At 38.0% G+C, this 16,870-nt stretch carries 11 protein-coding genes; all 11 read left to right on the top strand.

Annotated elements, in window-relative coordinates; translation table 11 throughout:
- Positions 1-17: 17 nt before the first annotated feature.
- The 11 genes from hemA (at position 18) to AWW83_RS01615 (ending at position 16,862) form a co-directional block, all read left to right on the top strand.
- Positions 18-1,283, top strand: a complete 1,266-nt coding sequence (gene hemA, locus AWW83_RS01670) for a glutamyl-tRNA reductase (protein WP_092347488.1) — start codon at positions 18-20, stop codon at positions 1,281-1,283.
- A gap of 14 nt (positions 1,284-1,297) precedes the next feature.
- Positions 1,298-2,230: a hydroxymethylbilane synthase gene (gene hemC / locus AWW83_RS01665; protein WP_092347485.1), complete on the top strand. Its 933-nt coding sequence runs from the start codon at positions 1,298-1,300 to the stop codon at positions 2,228-2,230.
- Position 2,231: 1 nt separating this feature from the next.
- Complete coding sequence (locus AWW83_RS01660) at positions 2,232-2,996, top strand: uroporphyrinogen-III synthase (RefSeq protein ID WP_092347482.1); 765 nt, start codon at positions 2,232-2,234, stop codon at positions 2,994-2,996.
- A 100-nt stretch (positions 2,997-3,096) separates the two neighbouring features.
- Positions 3,097-4,254 carry an alanine dehydrogenase gene (gene ald, locus AWW83_RS01655; RefSeq protein ID WP_234697219.1) on the top strand — a complete coding sequence of 386 codons (1,158 nt, stop codon included), beginning with the start codon at positions 3,097-3,099 and terminating at the stop codon, positions 4,252-4,254.
- A complete protein-coding gene (locus AWW83_RS01650; RefSeq protein WP_092347479.1) occupies positions 4,251-5,546 on the top strand; it encodes an acetyl-CoA hydrolase/transferase family protein in 1,296 nt (431 codons plus the stop codon). The genes ald and AWW83_RS01650 overlap by 4 nt, the downstream gene beginning before the upstream one ends.
- A 24-nt stretch (positions 5,547-5,570) precedes the next feature.
- The gene (gene glyA, locus AWW83_RS01645) at positions 5,571-6,890 is read left to right on the top strand and encodes a serine hydroxymethyltransferase (RefSeq protein WP_092347476.1); all 1,320 of its coding nucleotides are present in this window, start codon (positions 5,571-5,573) and stop codon (positions 6,888-6,890) included.
- 7 nt (positions 6,891-6,897) lie between these two features.
- Positions 6,898-8,370: a DUF7033 domain-containing protein gene (locus tag AWW83_RS01640; RefSeq protein ID WP_092347473.1), complete on the top strand. Its 1,473-nt coding sequence runs from the start codon at positions 6,898-6,900 to the stop codon at positions 8,368-8,370.
- 9 nt (positions 8,371-8,379) lie between these two features.
- Positions 8,380-9,240: a DMT family transporter gene (locus tag AWW83_RS01635; protein ID WP_092347470.1), complete on the top strand. Its 861-nt coding sequence runs from the start codon at positions 8,380-8,382 to the stop codon at positions 9,238-9,240.
- A gap of 17 nt (positions 9,241-9,257) precedes the next feature.
- Positions 9,258-10,157 carry a DUF58 domain-containing protein gene (locus AWW83_RS01630; protein ID WP_092347467.1) on the top strand — a complete coding sequence of 300 codons (900 nt, stop codon included), beginning with the start codon at positions 9,258-9,260 and terminating at the stop codon, positions 10,155-10,157.
- Positions 10,158-10,552: 395 nt separating this feature from the next.
- Positions 10,553-13,249, top strand: a complete 2,697-nt coding sequence (locus tag AWW83_RS01620) for a TonB-dependent receptor (protein ID WP_092347461.1) — start codon at positions 10,553-10,555, stop codon at positions 13,247-13,249.
- 25 nt (positions 13,250-13,274) lie between these two features.
- The gene (locus AWW83_RS01615) at positions 13,275-16,862 is read left to right on the top strand and encodes a hypothetical protein (protein WP_092347458.1); all 3,588 of its coding nucleotides are present in this window, start codon (positions 13,275-13,277) and stop codon (positions 16,860-16,862) included.
- Positions 16,863-16,870 lie beyond the last annotated feature (8 nt).

The raw sequence follows: 16,870 nt of genomic DNA, 5'->3' as shown, positions 1-16,870 counted from the left end.
TAATTTCAGAGCAATGTATGGATTTGGTTTTAATTGGATTGAACCATAAAACTGCTAGTGTTGAGGTAAGGGAAAAGCTTTATTATACACTTGACGAGGTTGAAAAAGTTTTGCCAGAAATAGTTCAACTTTTTCTCAAAGAAGGCGTTCTTCTTTCAACCTGTAATAGAACAGAACTTTACGGCGTTTTCAGAGATGAAAGTGTAAAGTGTGAAGATGTGATAAATTTTTTGATTTCGGGCAAGCGGGCTGAAGACATCGTTAAACATTCGCACTTTTACATAATGCGTTCTTATGATGCGGTAAGACATCTTCTTGAAGTTGCGTCGGGGATTGATTCAATGCTTATCGGTGATGTTCAAATTCTCGGGCAGGTGAAAGATGCTTATGAGGTTGCGGTTAAGTGCGGTGTTGTTGGAACACTTCTTCACGAGGTTTTTCATACCGCTTTTAGAACTGGGAAAAGAGCAAAGACGGAGACGGCAATAAGCGAAGGTGCAGTCTCTGTCAGTTATGCTGCGGTTGAACTTGCAGAGAAAATTTTTGCGGATATATCAAAAAAGAAAGGATTGTTAATCGGTGCTGGTGAAACCGCAGAGTTAACTGCAAAACATCTTGTATCACGGGGGATAAATGAACTTTACATCGCAAACAGGACAATTGAGAGAGCGGAAAAACTTGCAAAAGAATTTAATGGCAAAGTTGTGAAACTTGATGAGATTCAAGATAAACTCGGTGAAGTTGATATAGTCATAAGTTCTGTTGCAGTTAATGATTACATTTTGAATTTTTCTCAAGTTAAGTCGGCGATGGCAAAAAGAGGGAATAAACCGATTCTTATCATTGACATTGGTGTTCCGAGAAATGTTGATCCGAAAGTTAGAGAGATTGAAAATGTTTTTCTTGAAGATATAGATTCGCTTGAGGCGATCGCAAAGGCAAATTACGAGCGCAGATTAAATGAGATTCCGAAGGTTCAAAAAATAATTGATGAGGAGTTAAAAAATTTGATAAAGTGGTATGACGCTCATCAGGTTGCTCCGACGATAAAGTTATTGCGTGAAAGATTTGAAAAGATAAGACAAGCGGAAATTGAAAAATACAGAAATAAATTTTCACCTGAAGATTTTCAAAAGGTTGATGCTTTGACAAGGTCTCTTGTGAATAAACTTCTTCACACTCCAACTGTAAGCATTCGTGAATCGTCAAACGGTAAGCCAGATTCAGAGCGTATAAAGTTTATCCAATTTGTGCGTGAGTTGTTTGGGCTTGAGCAAAAATAAATTTTAAATTTTGAATGAGAAAAATAATCATCGGGACGAGAGGAAGCAAACTTGCTCTATGGCAGACGGAATTTGTGAAGAAAAAACTTTCAGAAAATTTCCCCGACCTTGAATTTGAGATCAAGATAATAAAAACGAAAGGTGACAAAATTCTTGATTCACCACTTTCAAAAATTGGTGATAAAGGAATTTTCACACGTGAGATTGAAATTGAACTTTTGAACGGTGAAATTGATTTAGCAGTTCACAGTTTAAAAGACCTTCCAACGAAGTTGCCCGATGGTTTGATAATTGGAGCAGTGACCGAGAGAGAAGATGTAAGAGATGTGTTAATTTCTAAAAACAATTTAAAACTTTCCGAACTTCCAACTGGTGCAACGATAGCAACAGGAAGTTTAAGAAGGAAGGCACAACTTCTCCATTTCAGAGGGGATTTTAAATTCGTTGATCTTCGTGGAAACATTGATACGAGATTTAGGAAATTTGACGAATCAAATTGGGATGGAATGGTGCTTGCTTTTGCGGGTGTTAGCAGAATGAACTATTTGGGAAGAGTTTCGGAGATTATATCAACGGATGTGATTTTGCCCGCAGTTGGTCAGGGAGCGATAGCAGTTGAAATCAGAGAAAGGGATGAAAAAATTTTTGAGATAGTCAGAAAAATTAATCATTCTGAAACGGAACTTGCAACAAAAGCCGAACGAGCACTTTTAAAGTATCTTGAAGGAGGATGTCAAATTCCAATTGGCGCTTTTGCGAGTTTAAAGGATGGGAAAATTAAACTTTCTGCGATGATAAGCAATCTTGACGGGACTTTTTTAGTTCGCGATTCAATTGAAAAAGAAATTGGGAACAATGTTGAAGAAGTTGGTTTTGAACTCGCTCAAAGATTACTTGAACAAGGTGGAGCGAAGATACTTGATGAGATAAGAAAGTTAAGTTCTTAAAATGAAAGTTTTAATAACGCGTGCGAAGTCGCAGGCGGGTGAATTTGCCGAATATCTTGCTGAATTTGGATTCGTCCCAGTGTTTTTCCCGACCATTGAAATAACGGAGCCAGATTCGTGGGATGAAGTTGATGCGAAGATTAAGAAAATTGATGACTACACTGATTTAATTTTCACAAGTGCAAATGGTGTTAAGTTTTTCTTTGATAGGTTTTTAAAATTTTTTCCTATTGAAGTTTTGAAAGCGAAAAATTTTCATGCTGTTGGGGTTAAGACGAAGAAGGAGATTGAAAAATACGGTTTGACAGTTAATGAGTTGCCAGAAAAGTCGGATAAAGAGGGTTTGATTGAAAAAATTCTTATTGATAAAAATTCGGGGCGTAAATTTTTATTTCCGCGCGGGAATCTTGCTGATGAAAGTTTCATCAAAATTTTGAGAGATTTCGGCTTTGAAATTGATGATGTGGTTGTTTATAAAACGATAAAGCCAGATGTGAGCGATGAGATGAAAGAAGAGGTTAAAAAGATGATTGAAAATGGCGAAATTAAGGTTATAACTTTTTTTAGTCCGTCAAGCGTGAGAAATTTTTTTGAGATTTTTGGAAATGTAAAGTTCAACGGGCAGAAAATCGCTGTGATTGGTGATACGACATTGAAGGAATGTGAAAAGTTTGGACTTGTAGTTGATATAAATCCGATGAAATACAATCCCAAGCCAGATGCAAAATTTCTCGCAGAGTTGATAATTGCTTCATTTCGGGGTTAATTTTTGTCAAGTCAAAGATGAAAGCGGGTTCGGGGTGTGGATATTTTGAGGTGTTAATTTCTTTATTTCAATGTTTTGTGAAAAGTTTTTCGTATATTTGATGGAGAAAAAATCAAAATTTGGAACAGCGATGAACATCGGAATTCCAAAAGAAAGCATTGACACACAAAAAATTTTTGAAAGAAGAGTAGCACTTACACCTGCCGGGGTAAAAGCACTTGTTGAGCGTGGGCATGAAGTTTATGTTGAATCATCCGCTGGTGAATACAGCGGTTTCAGTGATGCTGAATATGAGAAGATGGGGGCGAAGATTGTTTTTTCAAGGGAGGAGGTTTATAAAAGAGCACAAATGGTTGTGAAGGTTGCTCGCCCGACGGAAGAAGATTATAATTATTTGTGCGAGGGACATCTACTGTTTGGATTTCTTCACCTTGCTGTTGCGCCGAGGAAATTTATTGAAATTTTGCTTGAAAGGAAAATCACTGCTATTGGTTATGAGATAATTGAGCTTCCGGATGGGCGACTTCCGATTCTTCAAGCGATGAGTGAAATCGCTGGGCAAATGGCAATTGTTGTCGCAGCAAGATACCTACAAAATGAGGATGGTGGAAGGGGAATTATTCTCGGAGGAATTCCCGGAGTTCCACCTGCGACGGTTGTGATACTTGGTGCTGGCGTTGTAGGGCAAAACGCTATAAGAGCAGCTCTTGGTCTCGGGGCTCATGTTGTTGTCCTTGATAAAGATATTGACAAACTTCGTGAAGTTGAAAAACTTTTTGACAAAAGAGTTGAAACTGCGATTGCAAATGTTTATAACATTGAAAAAGCAGTTCAATTCGCCGATGTTTTGATCGGTGCGGTTTTAATTCACGGTGCTTTGACCCCGAAAATTGTCACAGAGGAGATGGTTAAGAAGATGAAGCCGGGTTCAGTTATAATTGATGTCTCAATTGATCAAGGTGGATGCGTTGAAACGAGCAGACCGACGACAATTGCAAATCCTGTTTTTGTTAAGTATGGTGTGATTCATTATTGTGTTCCGAACATGGCTTCAAATGTCGCAAGAACCGCAACTTATGCTCTCACGAATGTTAGTTTGCCTTACATAATTGAAATTGCTGAAAAGGGGCTCTCACAAACAGTGAGGGAGAGACCATCGTTTGGTAAAGGAATTTACACTCACGCTGGTTTTTGCACGAATAAAAACATCGCTGAAATTTTCAATCTTGAATATAAAAAAATAGAAGAACTCCTATGAGCTGGACAAAGCACTTTAAAGAAAGAACAGTCACAGCAGAAGAAGCTGTTAAAGTTATAAAATCAGGAGATAAGGTCTGGGTTCATCCCGGATGTGCAACTCCTGAACCACTTATAAAAGCACTTGTTGCAAGAAAAGACGAACTTGAAAATGTTGAGATAGCACATATCTTAACATTTGGTGAAGCTCCTTATGTTGCTCCTGAAATGCAGGGGCATTTTAAGCATCGTGCTTTTTTCACGGGTGCAAATGTAAGGGATGCGGTAAATGACGGTAGAGCTGAATTTGTCCCAATTTTTTTATCTGAAATTCCAAAATTGTTTTACAGTGGTGAATACAAAATAGATGTTGCACTTATAACAGTTTCACCACCAGATGAATATGGATTTTGTAGTTTTGGCGTTGGTGTTGAATGCACAAAAGCAGCAGCTGAGACCGCAAGAATTGTAATAGCAGAGGTAAATCCAAACATGCCAAGAGCCCTTGGGGATAGCTTCATACATGTGAGCAAGATTCATTACTTTGTTGAATCAGATAGACCTTTGTTTGAACTTCCAAAAGAGGAAATTACAGACCTTCATCGTAAAATTGCGGGCTACATTGCGGAGTTAATTGAAGATGGTTCAACATTGCAAATGGGGATTGGTGGGATTCCTGACGCTGTTTTGCTTTTTATGAAAGATAAAAAAGATCTTGGGATTCACACCGAAATGTTCAGCGATGGTCTTCTGCCACTGATTGAGTCAGGCGTTGTAAATAACGAGAAAAAAACTTTACACAGGGGAAAAGTTATCGCAAGTTTTGTTTTGGGGACTAAGAAGCTTTTTGAATTCATTGATAACAATCCTCTTTTTGAATTTCATCCGAGCGATTATGTGAATGATCCGTTTATAATTGCTCAAAATGAGAAGATGGTTGCGATAAATTCTGCTTTGCAAATTGATTTGACGGGTCAAGTTTGTTCTGATTCAATAGGACATAAAATTTACAGTGGGATTGGAGGGCAGGTTGATTTCATTCGTGGAGCTGCTCGCTCAAAAGGCGGGAAGCCGATAATAGCCTTGCCTTCCACGGCAAAAAATGGAACTATTTCAAGAATTGTCCCTGTCTTGACGGAAGGAGCTGGGGTTGTGACATCTCGTGGAGATGTGCATTATGTTGTAACTGAATACGGAGTTGCTTATCTTCACGGCAAAAGTATAAGAGAAAGAGCGAAAGCGTTAATTGAGATCGCGCATCCAGATTTTCGTGACTGGTTGAAGTTTGAGGCAAAAAAGAGATGTTATCTGTAAATCAAAACAAAATTATCCAAAGTTATGTTCTTAACATTAAAAGAGCAAGACCCAGAAATATACAACGCAATTGCTGGCGAGGTTGAAAGGCAAAATTATACACTTGAATTGATCGCAAGTGAAAATTTTGTCTCAAGGGCTGTGCTTGAGGCGATGGGCTCAGTTATGACAAATAAATACGCGGAAGGTTATCCCGGAAGAAGATATTACGGCGGATGTGAATTTGTTGATATAGCTGAAAATCTTGCGAGAGAAAGAGCAAAGAAACTTTTTAATTGTGAATATGCCAATGTTCAACCGCATTCTGGAAGTCAAGCGAATATGGCTGCATATTTTACATTTTTGCAACCTGGAGATACAATTCTTGGATTAAATCTTGCGCACGGCGGACATCTCACGCACGGGTCGGCGGTGAATTTTTCAGGCAAACTTTATCGCGCTGTTTTTTACGGCGTTTCAAAGGAAACAGGAATGATAGATATGAACGAGGTTGAGGACATCGCAAAACGTGAGAAGCCGAAAATGATAATTGTCGGTGCAAGTGCTTATCCGCGAGATTATGATTACAAAGCATTCAGAGAAGTAGCAGATAAAGTTGGCGCTTATCTTATGGCAGATATAGCCCATCCAGCAGGACTTATTGCATCGGGGCTACTTAACAATCCATTGCCATACTGCGATATTGTGACATCAACAACGCATAAAACATTGCGAGGTCCCCGCGGTGGTTTGATTTTGATGTATAAAGACAGGGAAAATCCATTTGGTGTTAAAACTCCGAAAGGTGATCGTCTCCGTATGATGTCTGAATTAATTGATGGTGTTGTTATGCCCGGGATTCAAGGTGGACCCTTGATGCATGTTATCGCAGCGAAAGCAGTTGCGTTTGGAGAGGCTTTAAAGCCAGAGTTTAAGGAGTATTCCGCTCAAATCATAAAAAATGCAAAAGCGCTCGCAAATAAATTAATTCAACTTGGCTATAACCTTGTTTCTGGTGGAACAGATAATCACTTGATTTTGATTGATTTGAGAAATAAAGGTGTAACAGGCAAAGAGGCTGAAAAGGCGCTTGAACAAGCCGGGATAACCGTGAATAAAAATATGGTTCCATTTGATGATAAAAGTCCGCTTGTCACAAGTGGAATTCGTCTTGGGACGCCAGCTCTTACGACGCGCGGAATGAAAGAGCAGGAAATGGAATTTATCGCTGAGTTGATTGATAAGGTTATTTCCAACATCGGCAATGAAAATGTTTATAGAGAAGTGAGAGAGCAGGTAAGGGAACTTTGCGAGAGATTTCCGCTTTATGATTTCGTTTCTTTAAGCAGTGTAAGTGTTAAGTGAGGAGATTATGCAGGTGAAAGTTTTTCTTGATGTTGATAATGATTCGCACAGGAGAAGGATTGAATATGTCTTGAAAAATTTTTCGCTCGTTTATGGAATTGAATTTGATATTGTGAGTTCAATAGATGATGTATCAAATAATGAACCGTTGATTTATTATGGCTCAAATTTTGTGCGAAGGGATAAAAGCATTTCAATCGGAAAAAGCACTCAAGCGATTGAACTTTTTGAGAGACGGAAATCGTATGATGAGTTATATGAAATTGCAACAATTCATTTTGTTAATCTAAAAACTCCACTTGTCCCAGTTGAGTTTGAAGGTTTCAAACTTCCCGTCTTTTTTGTAACTGGTGAACCAATTTTTGAAGTTGATGATTTTTTGAGAATAAATTTTGACATTTTATCCTGTGCTTTTTACTTTCTTTCTTCGTGGGATGAGAGAGTCAAAGTTAAAAGAGATGACTTCGGGCGTTTTCCCGATGATGAAAATCTTCTCGTAAAACTTGGCGTTTCTGATCTTCCAATTGTTAATTTTTATTTTTTCATCCTGAAAAAATTTCTTGAGAAAATTGATGTCGTAAGCAAGCAAAGAGATTGGGAAGGCAAAAATTTTGCTGTGTGTTTGACGCACGATGTTGATGTGTTAAGGAAATGGTCGCCATTTGGAGTTTACAATGAGATTGTGAATAAGTTTATAATGGGGAGGGAAGAAATTCAAAAGAGAAGAGAACGATTTGCAAAGTTTCTTTATTATTTTTTAAAGGGCTATGATCCATATCGTGAAGGGATGGGGAAAATTTTTGAGTTTGAAAATAAGTTTGGAGTAAAATCAACTTTCTTTCTCAAATCTGGTGGTGCGACAAAGTATGACGCAAGATACAAATGGGATGAGTTTATGTTTGGATTTGTTCGCAAGTTGAAGGAAAATGGATTTGAAATTGGGCTTCATCCAAGTTTTGATGCTTTTGATAAAATTGAATTGATGAGAAACGAGAAAGAGAAAATTTTGGAATTTGTTGGCTCAAATGTTTTTGGGGTAAGACAGCATTATTTGAGATACAATTTTAAGATAACACCGTTTATTCAGAGCGAACTTGGTTTTAAATATGATTCAACACTTGGTTTTACATCAAGACAGGGTTTCAGGTGTGGTTATGCTTTTCCGTTCAAAATTTTTGATGTTGATGGAAATGTTGAGATGGAAATTTATGAGATTCCAATTGTCTTTATGGATGCGGTTTATCAGTATGGGAAAAATGTTAAGTCAATTGAGGAGATATTGAGTGAGGTTGTTAAGTTGCTTCGGGTTGTTAAGGTTTTTGGTGGCGTGATGACAGTTTTGTTTCATAATACGGTTTATGATGAGTTTGATTCTTGGGGTTGGGATTTTGTTTATGAGGAATTTGTTAAGTTGGCTTTGGAAGAAGGTGCTTTTGTCGGAAGTTGCGAAGAAATCATTGATTTATTTGAAACGAAATAATTTTTTGAGATGGTTTATTTCTGGCTCACGATACAGACATTGATCGCAAGTTTAACGCATATAATTGCAAAAGCGGTTGTAAAGGAAATTACACCGATGACGCTTACGCTTTTGAGATCGGGAATTGCAGGGATTGGTTTTGGGTTTTTAATTTCTTTTTCAAAATACAGACGAGTTAGAATTGCTCGTGAGGACAAGTTTAAATTTTTCATTTTGGGTCTTCTTGCAGTTCCGCTGAATCAAGGTGCGTTTATATTTGGGATAAAATACACGACCCCTGGGAATGCATCTTTGATTTATGCTATGACGCCAATTTTTGCGTTGATATTTTCCGCTTTATTTTTGGGGGAAAAAATTAACTTTTACAAAGTTTCAGGTGTTTTGTTAAGTTTTATCGGGATAGGAATTGTTTTTGCCGAGCATGGAGTGAATTTGAACATTGAGTATTTAAAGGGCAACATTATAATAATGTTTGGTGCGATGTTCTGGGCTCTTTATTCAATACTTGGGAAACCGATGATAGTAAAATATGGTGCTGTCTATGTCACGGGGATTGCTTTAATAGTTGGGAGTTTGATTTATTTTCCAGTCGGCTTATATGATTTTTTAAGGATTGATTTTTCTGGTGTTTCATTTGGTTCGTGGCTTGGAGTTATTTATCTTGGTGTTGGAACATCAATTTTTGGTTATTTTCTCTGGTATTATGCCATTGGGAAGATAGAGGCAAGTAAAGTTGTTGTCTTTACAAACGGTCAGCCGATAATAACTGCGATTCTTGGAATGTTAATTTTTGGAAATCCTATAACATTGCCATTTTTAATTGGAGGGACGCTCGTCGTTGCTGGAGTTTTTCTGGTTCAACTTGGTTAAAAATAAATTTTTTAAAGATGCAGGAAAATCATAGGAAATATCTTGATCCGAAAGTCGTTTCAAAACTTTCAAATCTTGAACTCATAGCACGGCTTGTTGTTGAGGGTTTTATCGTCGGGCTTCACAAAAGTCCATATCATGGTTTTAGCGTTGAATTTTCCGAGCACAGGCAGTATTCTCCGGGGGATGAGACAAGATATATTGACTGGAAAGTTTACGGCAGAACTGATAGATATTTTATAAAGCAGTTTGAAGAGGAAACAAATTTAAGGGCTTATATAATTCTTGATGCGAGTGGATCAATGGCATATTCTTCGGGTGATAATGTAAGAAAGTTTGATTATGCATGTTATCTTGCTGGGGCGTTGGCTTATCTTATGATGATGCAAAGAGATGCGGTTGGACTTGTGATTTATGATGAAGGTATAAGAAAGTTTTTGCCACCACGATCTGTGAGAAGTTATCTTGATGTCATACTTTCTGAACTTGAAAGGACGGAGCCAGGGAGCAAGACAAACACTGCCAAATCGCTTCATCTTGTCGCAGAGAGAATAAAAAGAAGGGGGCTTGTGATTGTGTTAAGTGATTTGCTTGATGATCAGAATGAGGTTATAAGTGCATTTAAACATTTCAAACATAAGAAGAATGAGATAATCGTTTTTCAGATACTTGACCCTGTTGAGAGAAATTTTGATTTCAATGTTGATGCTTTGTTTAAAGATATGGAAACATCGGAGAAGATAATGACGCAGTCGCTTTACATACGAAAAGATTATCAGCGTGCGATTGATGAGTTTATAAAAAGATATAGAATTGAATGTTTAGCCAACGGGATTGATTATGAACTTATGGATACGGCAACGCCGTTTGATGTTGCGCTTTTTAGATATTTGAGCAAAAGGCGTGAGTTGATGTGAGTTTTTTGACGGTGGAATTTTGAACAGATTTTTATTGACAAAGTTATCGTGCTTTTTTATATTTAGGAAAGAATTAGATTGTCTTGTCATAATAATCAAAAATTTTCCGTGCAAAATGATATGTTCAAAGCACTTCGTTATCACTAATCAAAGTTTACGGATTTTCGCACGCAATTTGGGGGGAATTTTGAGTGTTTTGATGATTTGTTTAATTGTTTTTGTTAATTTCTCATCCTTGCAAACTAAACTTTCAGATAGAAAAAAGCAATTGAGATTTTGCAGGAACATTTTAAACTTGAAAGAGGAAAAAAGAGAAAATTTGATGCTCCATGTATCGGGCAAAAATTAACTAAATTCGCTATCATTAAGTAAAAAACTAAGGAGGTTGATTTGAGATGAAGCGTTATTTTATGCTTTTACTCGCTTTAATTTCAGTTGCTACTTGGCTTTATAGTGGGACAAAAGGTAAAATTGCGGGTAGAATAATTGACGCTGAAACAAAAGAACCATTACCTGGTGTGAATGTAGTTCTTGAAGGGACAACGCTTGGTGCAGCTACCGATATAAATGGATATTATGTTATCACGAATATACCGCCTGGAACTTACACTGTTGTTGTTTCTGCGGTCGGTTATAGAAAAATAACGGTTAAAAATGTTAAGGTTTCAGCTGATTTGACAACGACTTTAAATTTTGAAATGGAACCAGAGGCAATCGGTCTTCCGCCTGTTGTTGTTGAAGCTGAACGTCCACTTGTAAGAGCGGACTTAACATCTTCACAAGCGGTTGTTGATGCTGAACAAATTCGTGAATTACCTGTTGAAAACTTTCAGAGAGTTTTAACTCTCCAAGCTGGCGTTGTCGTTGGTGCTGGCGGTGATATTCATATAAGAGGCGGAAGAACAAGCGAGATCGCTTATACAATTGACGGACTTTCAATAAATGATCCATTTTTTAATACACTTGGAATGCAAATAGCAAGAAATGCAATCCAAGAAATGACGGTCGTAAGTGGAACATTTAATGCTGAGTACGGAAACGCAATGAGCGGTGTTGTTAATATAGTTACAAAAGAAGGAGGACAAAAATATACCGGTGAATTGCTTGTATATACTGGTGATTTTGTGAGCAGGCATAAAAATATATTCTTCAACATAGATAAAGTTGATCCACTTAATAATCCAGTTGTTGAATTTAGCCTTGGCGGTCCATTACCGCTGCTTAACAAAACGATTTCTTTCTTTACATCATTAAGGTGGGAACAAAACAAAGGGTGGCTTTATGGAGTAAGAGAGCATCAACCAAGCGATCAACCTAACTTCAATGATGCGAATAACTGGAAGATTCCGATGACGGGAGATAGTGCAATTGTTCCAATGAATCCAAGTAGGAATTTGAATACAACGGCGAAATTAACATTTAGAATTTCACCAACCATTAAGTTAAACATTGACGGACTTTACGACAGAAGTTGGTATAAGACATACAATCATTTGTTTAAATATAATCCAGATGGAACTTATCAATATCACGATGAAAACTATAAAGTTGGCTTCACATTATCTCACGCTATAAGTAATAAAACATTTTACGAACTCAAAGCATCTTATAACTATCAAAAATTCAGACAATATGTTTATGAAGATCCACTTGATCCAAGATACCAGCCGATTGAAAGATTAGCAAGACCGACAAGTTTTACTTTTTATTTCGGCGGGACACAAAACGACCATGTTTATAGAGATTCAAGGACATTTATGGCAAAGTTTGATATAACAAGTCAGGTTTCAAATTACCACGAGATAAAAACGGGTTTTGAAATTCGTTTGCATAAACTTGATTTTGTTTATTTCACAGTTTTGAGAGATACAGTTAAATATCTTCAGCCAACGATTCCAGACATTACATCACCATATCACAACAGATATACACGAAGACCTGTTATTTTTTCCGTTTACGCTCAGGACAAGATGGAGTATAAAGATATGATTGTTAATTTTGGTATAAGGTATGATTACTTTGATGCGAAAGCGGATTATTCACGATTTATTTTCTATCCTGATCCAAACGACCCAACGATTCCGCCGATGATTGTTCGTGATACTTTGATTGCAAGGGCATCTCCAAAACATCAGATAAGTCCACGACTTGGTGTCTCTTATCCGATAACTGATAGGGGAATTTTGCACTTTTCCTATGGTTGGTTTTTGCAGATGCCACCGTTTGCTTATCTTTACACGAACCCAGAATTTGAATCTGCATTATTTGTTGGGACACCTACTTTCGGAAATGCTAATTTAAAACCGGAGAAAACCGTTGCTTATGAGTTCGGTTTACAACAGCAATTAACAGATAATCTTGCAATTAATATAACTGGATTCTACAAAGATGTTCGCGATCTTCTGGCATTGCAGAGAACGAGAATAAGTCAGGAGAAAGTTTACAATCTTTATGTCAATAAAGATTACGGAAACATCAAAGGATTTACACTTTCACTTGTAAAACGTAGATTGAAAGGCGAACTCATCGCTGCAACACTTGATTATACTTATCAAGTTGCTGAGGGTAACGATCCAAATCCAGATGCTTTCTTTATAGATTTGAAATCTGGGCGAGAGCCAGAAAAAATTCTTGTTTACCTTGATTGGGATCAAACGCACACTTTGAACGGAACATTGAGCATAGGAATTCAAGACAACTGGCTTTTGAGCTTTATCGGACAATATGGCTCTGGGCTTCCATACACTCCGTATGTTACGAACAATCGCCTTGAATTAAGACGAAATAGCGAGAGGAAGCCAGCTAGAATTCAAGTGGATATGATGTTTGAGAAATTGTTCAAGTGGTTTGGATTGAGATGGAGTTTCTTTGTTAAAGTTTATAACTTATTTGACACACTTAATGAAAGATATGTTTACGATGACACTGGGACGGCGCAATACACACTTGCAAAGCAAAGGGGTGAAGGTATTGTGGTTGATCAATGGGTTGGTAAGATTCCGGGGGTTCATTCATCAGATGATTATTACACAAGACCACATTATTATTATCCGCCAAGAGAAGTCAGAGTTGGTTTTTCAATAGGATTTTAAAAACAAAAGATTTGTTCATCAAGCCATGAAAAGTAAAATTTACTTACTTGTTTTGCTTGTGTTAATTTTTAGCCCGTTGATTTCTCAACAGAAAAAATCTGACAGAGAAAAAGCTCTTGAAATTTTGCGGGGACTTACTTCAAAAGAAAGAGAAGAGCAAAGAAAAGTTGAGCATAAGGTTATATCTGATTACATAGCGAATGGATACGAAGAAATGTTGAGAAAATCTACGTTTTTGAAACAAAACATTGAAATCGTTCCACCACCTCATCTTGCAAATGATCCTGATTGGAAGAAAAAATGGAAGAACCCAAAAGAGATGACCCCTGAGGAAAGAGAAAGATATTACAAGGAAATAGATAGAAAGATAAGAAAAGTTGGTGGTGAAGCCGATAGAAAAAAACTTGTGATGAATGGTAATAAAATTACCGTTACGATTTACAATTATGGTTCATTGTCTGCGCCTGGGGATAGAATTACGGATGTTGTTTGGAATGGTTTGGGGTATGCGTATGAATTTGGACCTCTTGTTGGGGCTTCAGTAGTTGATACATCTGGAAAAAGAATTCATATAATAACGGATGGACTGCTTGATGGAGGTGACCGCTCGCCAGATGGAACTAAAAGATGGGGATGGCAACCTTTGCCTGGTTATGCGGATCCGAATCAAGATAAGATAGCACACAATCCTGATAAAGATTTGAATGGTGATGGGAAACCTGATTCATGGCCATCAAGTTGGTATGATCCAGTTTTGGGTAAATATGTTTGGCCTGGCTATCTTTCAAGAGATGCTACACAAGCAGACCTTGAAGCTTTCTATGTAATGGATGATAGAGATAATGAAGAGTTTGCATATTTCCCATTCCCGGATGATTCAACAAGAAGAGGTTTAGGGATACAAGCGCAGGTAAGAGTTTTACAGTGGGCTAATCCACTTGCTGAAGATGCTATTTTCATTGTTTATACGATTACAAATGTCAGTCCAAAAAATCTTGATTCAGTTGTATTCGGTATGTGGGGTGATCCGCATGTTGGCGGTGCAACGGATTACTCTGATGATGATTCTTATTTCATTCCGCCGTATAATGTTCCAAATTATCCACCTGTTGATAACATTCCTGTCTACGCAAGAAGTATGGTTTATTCGTGGGATCATGATGGCAGAGGTATGTTTGGGTTAAAACCGGGATATTTCGGTTATAAATTTTTGGAGTCCCCAGGTAATCCATATGATGGTATAGACAACGATGGAGATGCTATGATAGACGAAAGCCAGCAGGATGGGATAGATAACGATGGAGATTGGAATCCGTTAATAGATGATGTCGGGGTAGATGGAATTCCTGGAACGGGTGATGAAGGTGAGGGAGATGGTGTTCCAACGAGAGGTAGATTGTTGCCGGATGGAAGTTTAGACCCATTAAGCCCTGGTGAACCAAATTTTGAATTTACAGACCTTGATGAATCTGATATGATAGGACTTACTAGCTTTAATGCTTTCATTTGGTCAACTGATTATGTAAGCAACGATGAAAATATCTGGAACAGGTTAAAACCAGGTAACTTTTCTGAGATAGTTCAAACTGCTGATAATGTTTTCCTTTATGGTTCGGGTTATATTCAGCTTCCAGCGGGGCAAACGAGACGTTTTTCTGTTGCATTGCTTTTGGGTGAGGATTTGAACGATTTGTTGTTGAATGCTGAGACGGTTCAGAGGATATATAATGCCAATTACAGGTTTTATCGTCCGCCTGAGAGACCCAAAGTTAGAGCAGTTGCTGGGGATAGGAAAGTTACATTATATTGGGACACGAGAGCTGAGAAGAGTTTTGATCCATTGTTTGGTAAGAATCCTTTGGATGCGAATGACCCTGGTTATGATTTTGAAGGTTATGTTATCTACAAGTCAACAGATCCTGGTTTTAAAGATGTTGAGTTGATAACAGATGGCAGGGGGGCAAAGTATTTGCGAGTTCCTTTGAAGGATGCATATGGGAGAGATGCGAGGTTTGACAAAGTGAATGGTTGGCGTGGATATAGTCCTGTTGCATATCCTGGGCGAGGAATACATTATTATTTGGGTGATGATGTTGGTTTGGTTCATAGTTATGTTGATAGTGTAGGTGTTATGAATGGTGTAAAGTATTATTATGCTGTGGTTTCTTATGATAGGGGAGATAGTTTGGGTATACCACCTACGGAGTGCACGATGAAGGTTGTCGTAGATCCTATAAGTGGCGAGGAGGAGTTAGATGATAATGTGGTGAGTGTGATTCCTGGAGATAGAGCAATTGGATATGTAGGACCACAAGTGAGTAGAACTGTAGACGGTGTAGGATTTAAGCATGTGAGTGGGCGAGGGACGGGTAAGATAGTGGTTGAGGTTTTGAATGATTTGGAGGTTAGGGATATGGGATATAAAATATGGTTTGAGGGTAGTGGAGATAGTTTGAGATGGAATGTTGTATCGGATGAGGAGATAAGAGAGAGAATAGATTTTACGGATACATTGTGGAAGAAACTTTTGAGGTTACCATTGGAGGGTGGGGTTATGATTGATGGATATGCTGAGGGGGTTGATTATGTGGTTGATTATGGACGTGGTTTGATAAAGGCTTTAAGAGGAGGAAGATTGTTTGGAAGAAGTGGGGTTGAGGTGAGATATAGGTATTATTCTGTCAAAGGAAGCAAAGAGTTGAGTGGTGGAGATGGGAGTGAAGTTTTTGATGGGATGAGGATAAGGGTATGGAATGATGAATTGGGATTGGATTTGGAGCGAAGTGGATGGGGAGGAGGTAGTGTCGGTAGAGTTAGATACAGGATAAGCACGGCTACGCTTGGATTGGGTAGAAGAATGTATCCTGCAGATTTTAGGATAGTTTTTGGTAAGTTGGATACGCTTTCAGATGGAAGTTTGTCAAGTCCTGTTGATACAAGCATAAATGGTGTGAAGTTGCCGTTTTATGTAGAGAATGTTACGGAGGGTTGGCGCGTGAAAGTTTATGTTAGGGAGGTGATAAGAAATGGCAGATGGGATTTGGGTGAGGATGTTATATTTTTGGAGCGTGGCTCAACGAACAGGACAACATGGCAAGTTTTGTTTGAGCAGGTTAGAGATGGTGATGTGGTTTATAGTTATCCGAGGATAGGGGTTGATATAAAGGAGGGAGATGAATTTTGGTTGAGGACGAAGCGAAGTTTCAACACTGTTGAGGGTGCAGTGGTTGATGTGGATAGTTTTAGGCTTGAGGTAAAAGGACATAAGTATGATTTGGGGTTGGCAAGTTCATTGTTGGATAGGATAAAGGTTGTGCCAAATCCTTATGTTGGCATAAACGAGCTTGAGCCAGTGAGTAAATTGCCTGGGCAGGTTAGGGGAGAAAGAAGGATATATTTTGATGGTTTGCCAAAGGAATGTGTAATAAGGATATACACATTGAGTGGGGAGTTGGTTAAAGAGATTTATCATTCAAGTGGAGTTGATAATGGACGTGAGTATTGGAATTTGTTGAATAGAGATGGTTTGGGAGTAAGTTATGGAGTTTACATAGCTCACATTGATGCCCCAGGTATAGGACAAAAATTAATTAAGTTCGCTATTATTAAGTAAAAGAAAAT

Origin of the sequence: Candidatus Chryseopegocella kryptomonas, assembly GCF_001536065.1 — a bacterium.
Taxonomy (GTDB): domain Bacteria; phylum Bacteroidota; class Ignavibacteria; order Kryptoniales; family Kryptoniaceae; genus Kryptonium; species Kryptonium kryptomonas.
Note: the sequence above shows the minus strand (reverse complement) of the source record. Positions and strands in the feature narration are given on the sequence as shown.

Excerpts from the sequence above, each read along its gene's own strand:
- hemC (WP_092347485.1), top strand. The coding sequence starts at position 1,298 with ATGAGAAAAATAATCATCGGGACGAGAGGAAGCAAACTTGCTCTATGG.
- AWW83_RS01640 (WP_092347473.1), top strand. The coding sequence starts at position 6,898 with ATGCAGGTGAAAGTTTTTCTTGATGTTGATAATGATTCGCACAGGAGA.
- AWW83_RS01630 (WP_092347467.1), top strand. The coding sequence starts at position 9,258 with ATGCAGGAAAATCATAGGAAATATCTTGATCCGAAAGTCGTTTCAAAA.
- AWW83_RS01660 (WP_092347482.1), top strand. The coding sequence starts at position 2,232 with ATGAAAGTTTTAATAACGCGTGCGAAGTCGCAGGCGGGTGAATTTGCC.
- AWW83_RS01620 (WP_092347461.1), top strand. The coding sequence starts at position 10,553 with ATGAAGCGTTATTTTATGCTTTTACTCGCTTTAATTTCAGTTGCTACT.
- AWW83_RS01650 (WP_092347479.1), top strand. The coding sequence starts at position 4,251 with ATGAGCTGGACAAAGCACTTTAAAGAAAGAACAGTCACAGCAGAAGAA.
- ald (WP_234697219.1), top strand. The coding sequence starts at position 3,097 with ATGGAGAAAAAATCAAAATTTGGAACAGCGATGAACATCGGAATTCCA.
- AWW83_RS01615 (WP_092347458.1), top strand. The coding sequence starts at position 13,275 with ATGAAAAGTAAAATTTACTTACTTGTTTTGCTTGTGTTAATTTTTAGC.
- hemA (WP_092347488.1), top strand. The coding sequence starts at position 18 with ATGGATTTGGTTTTAATTGGATTGAACCATAAAACTGCTAGTGTTGAG.
- AWW83_RS01635 (WP_092347470.1), top strand. The coding sequence starts at position 8,380 with ATGGTTTATTTCTGGCTCACGATACAGACATTGATCGCAAGTTTAACG.
- glyA (WP_092347476.1), top strand. The coding sequence starts at position 5,571 with ATGTTCTTAACATTAAAAGAGCAAGACCCAGAAATATACAACGCAATT.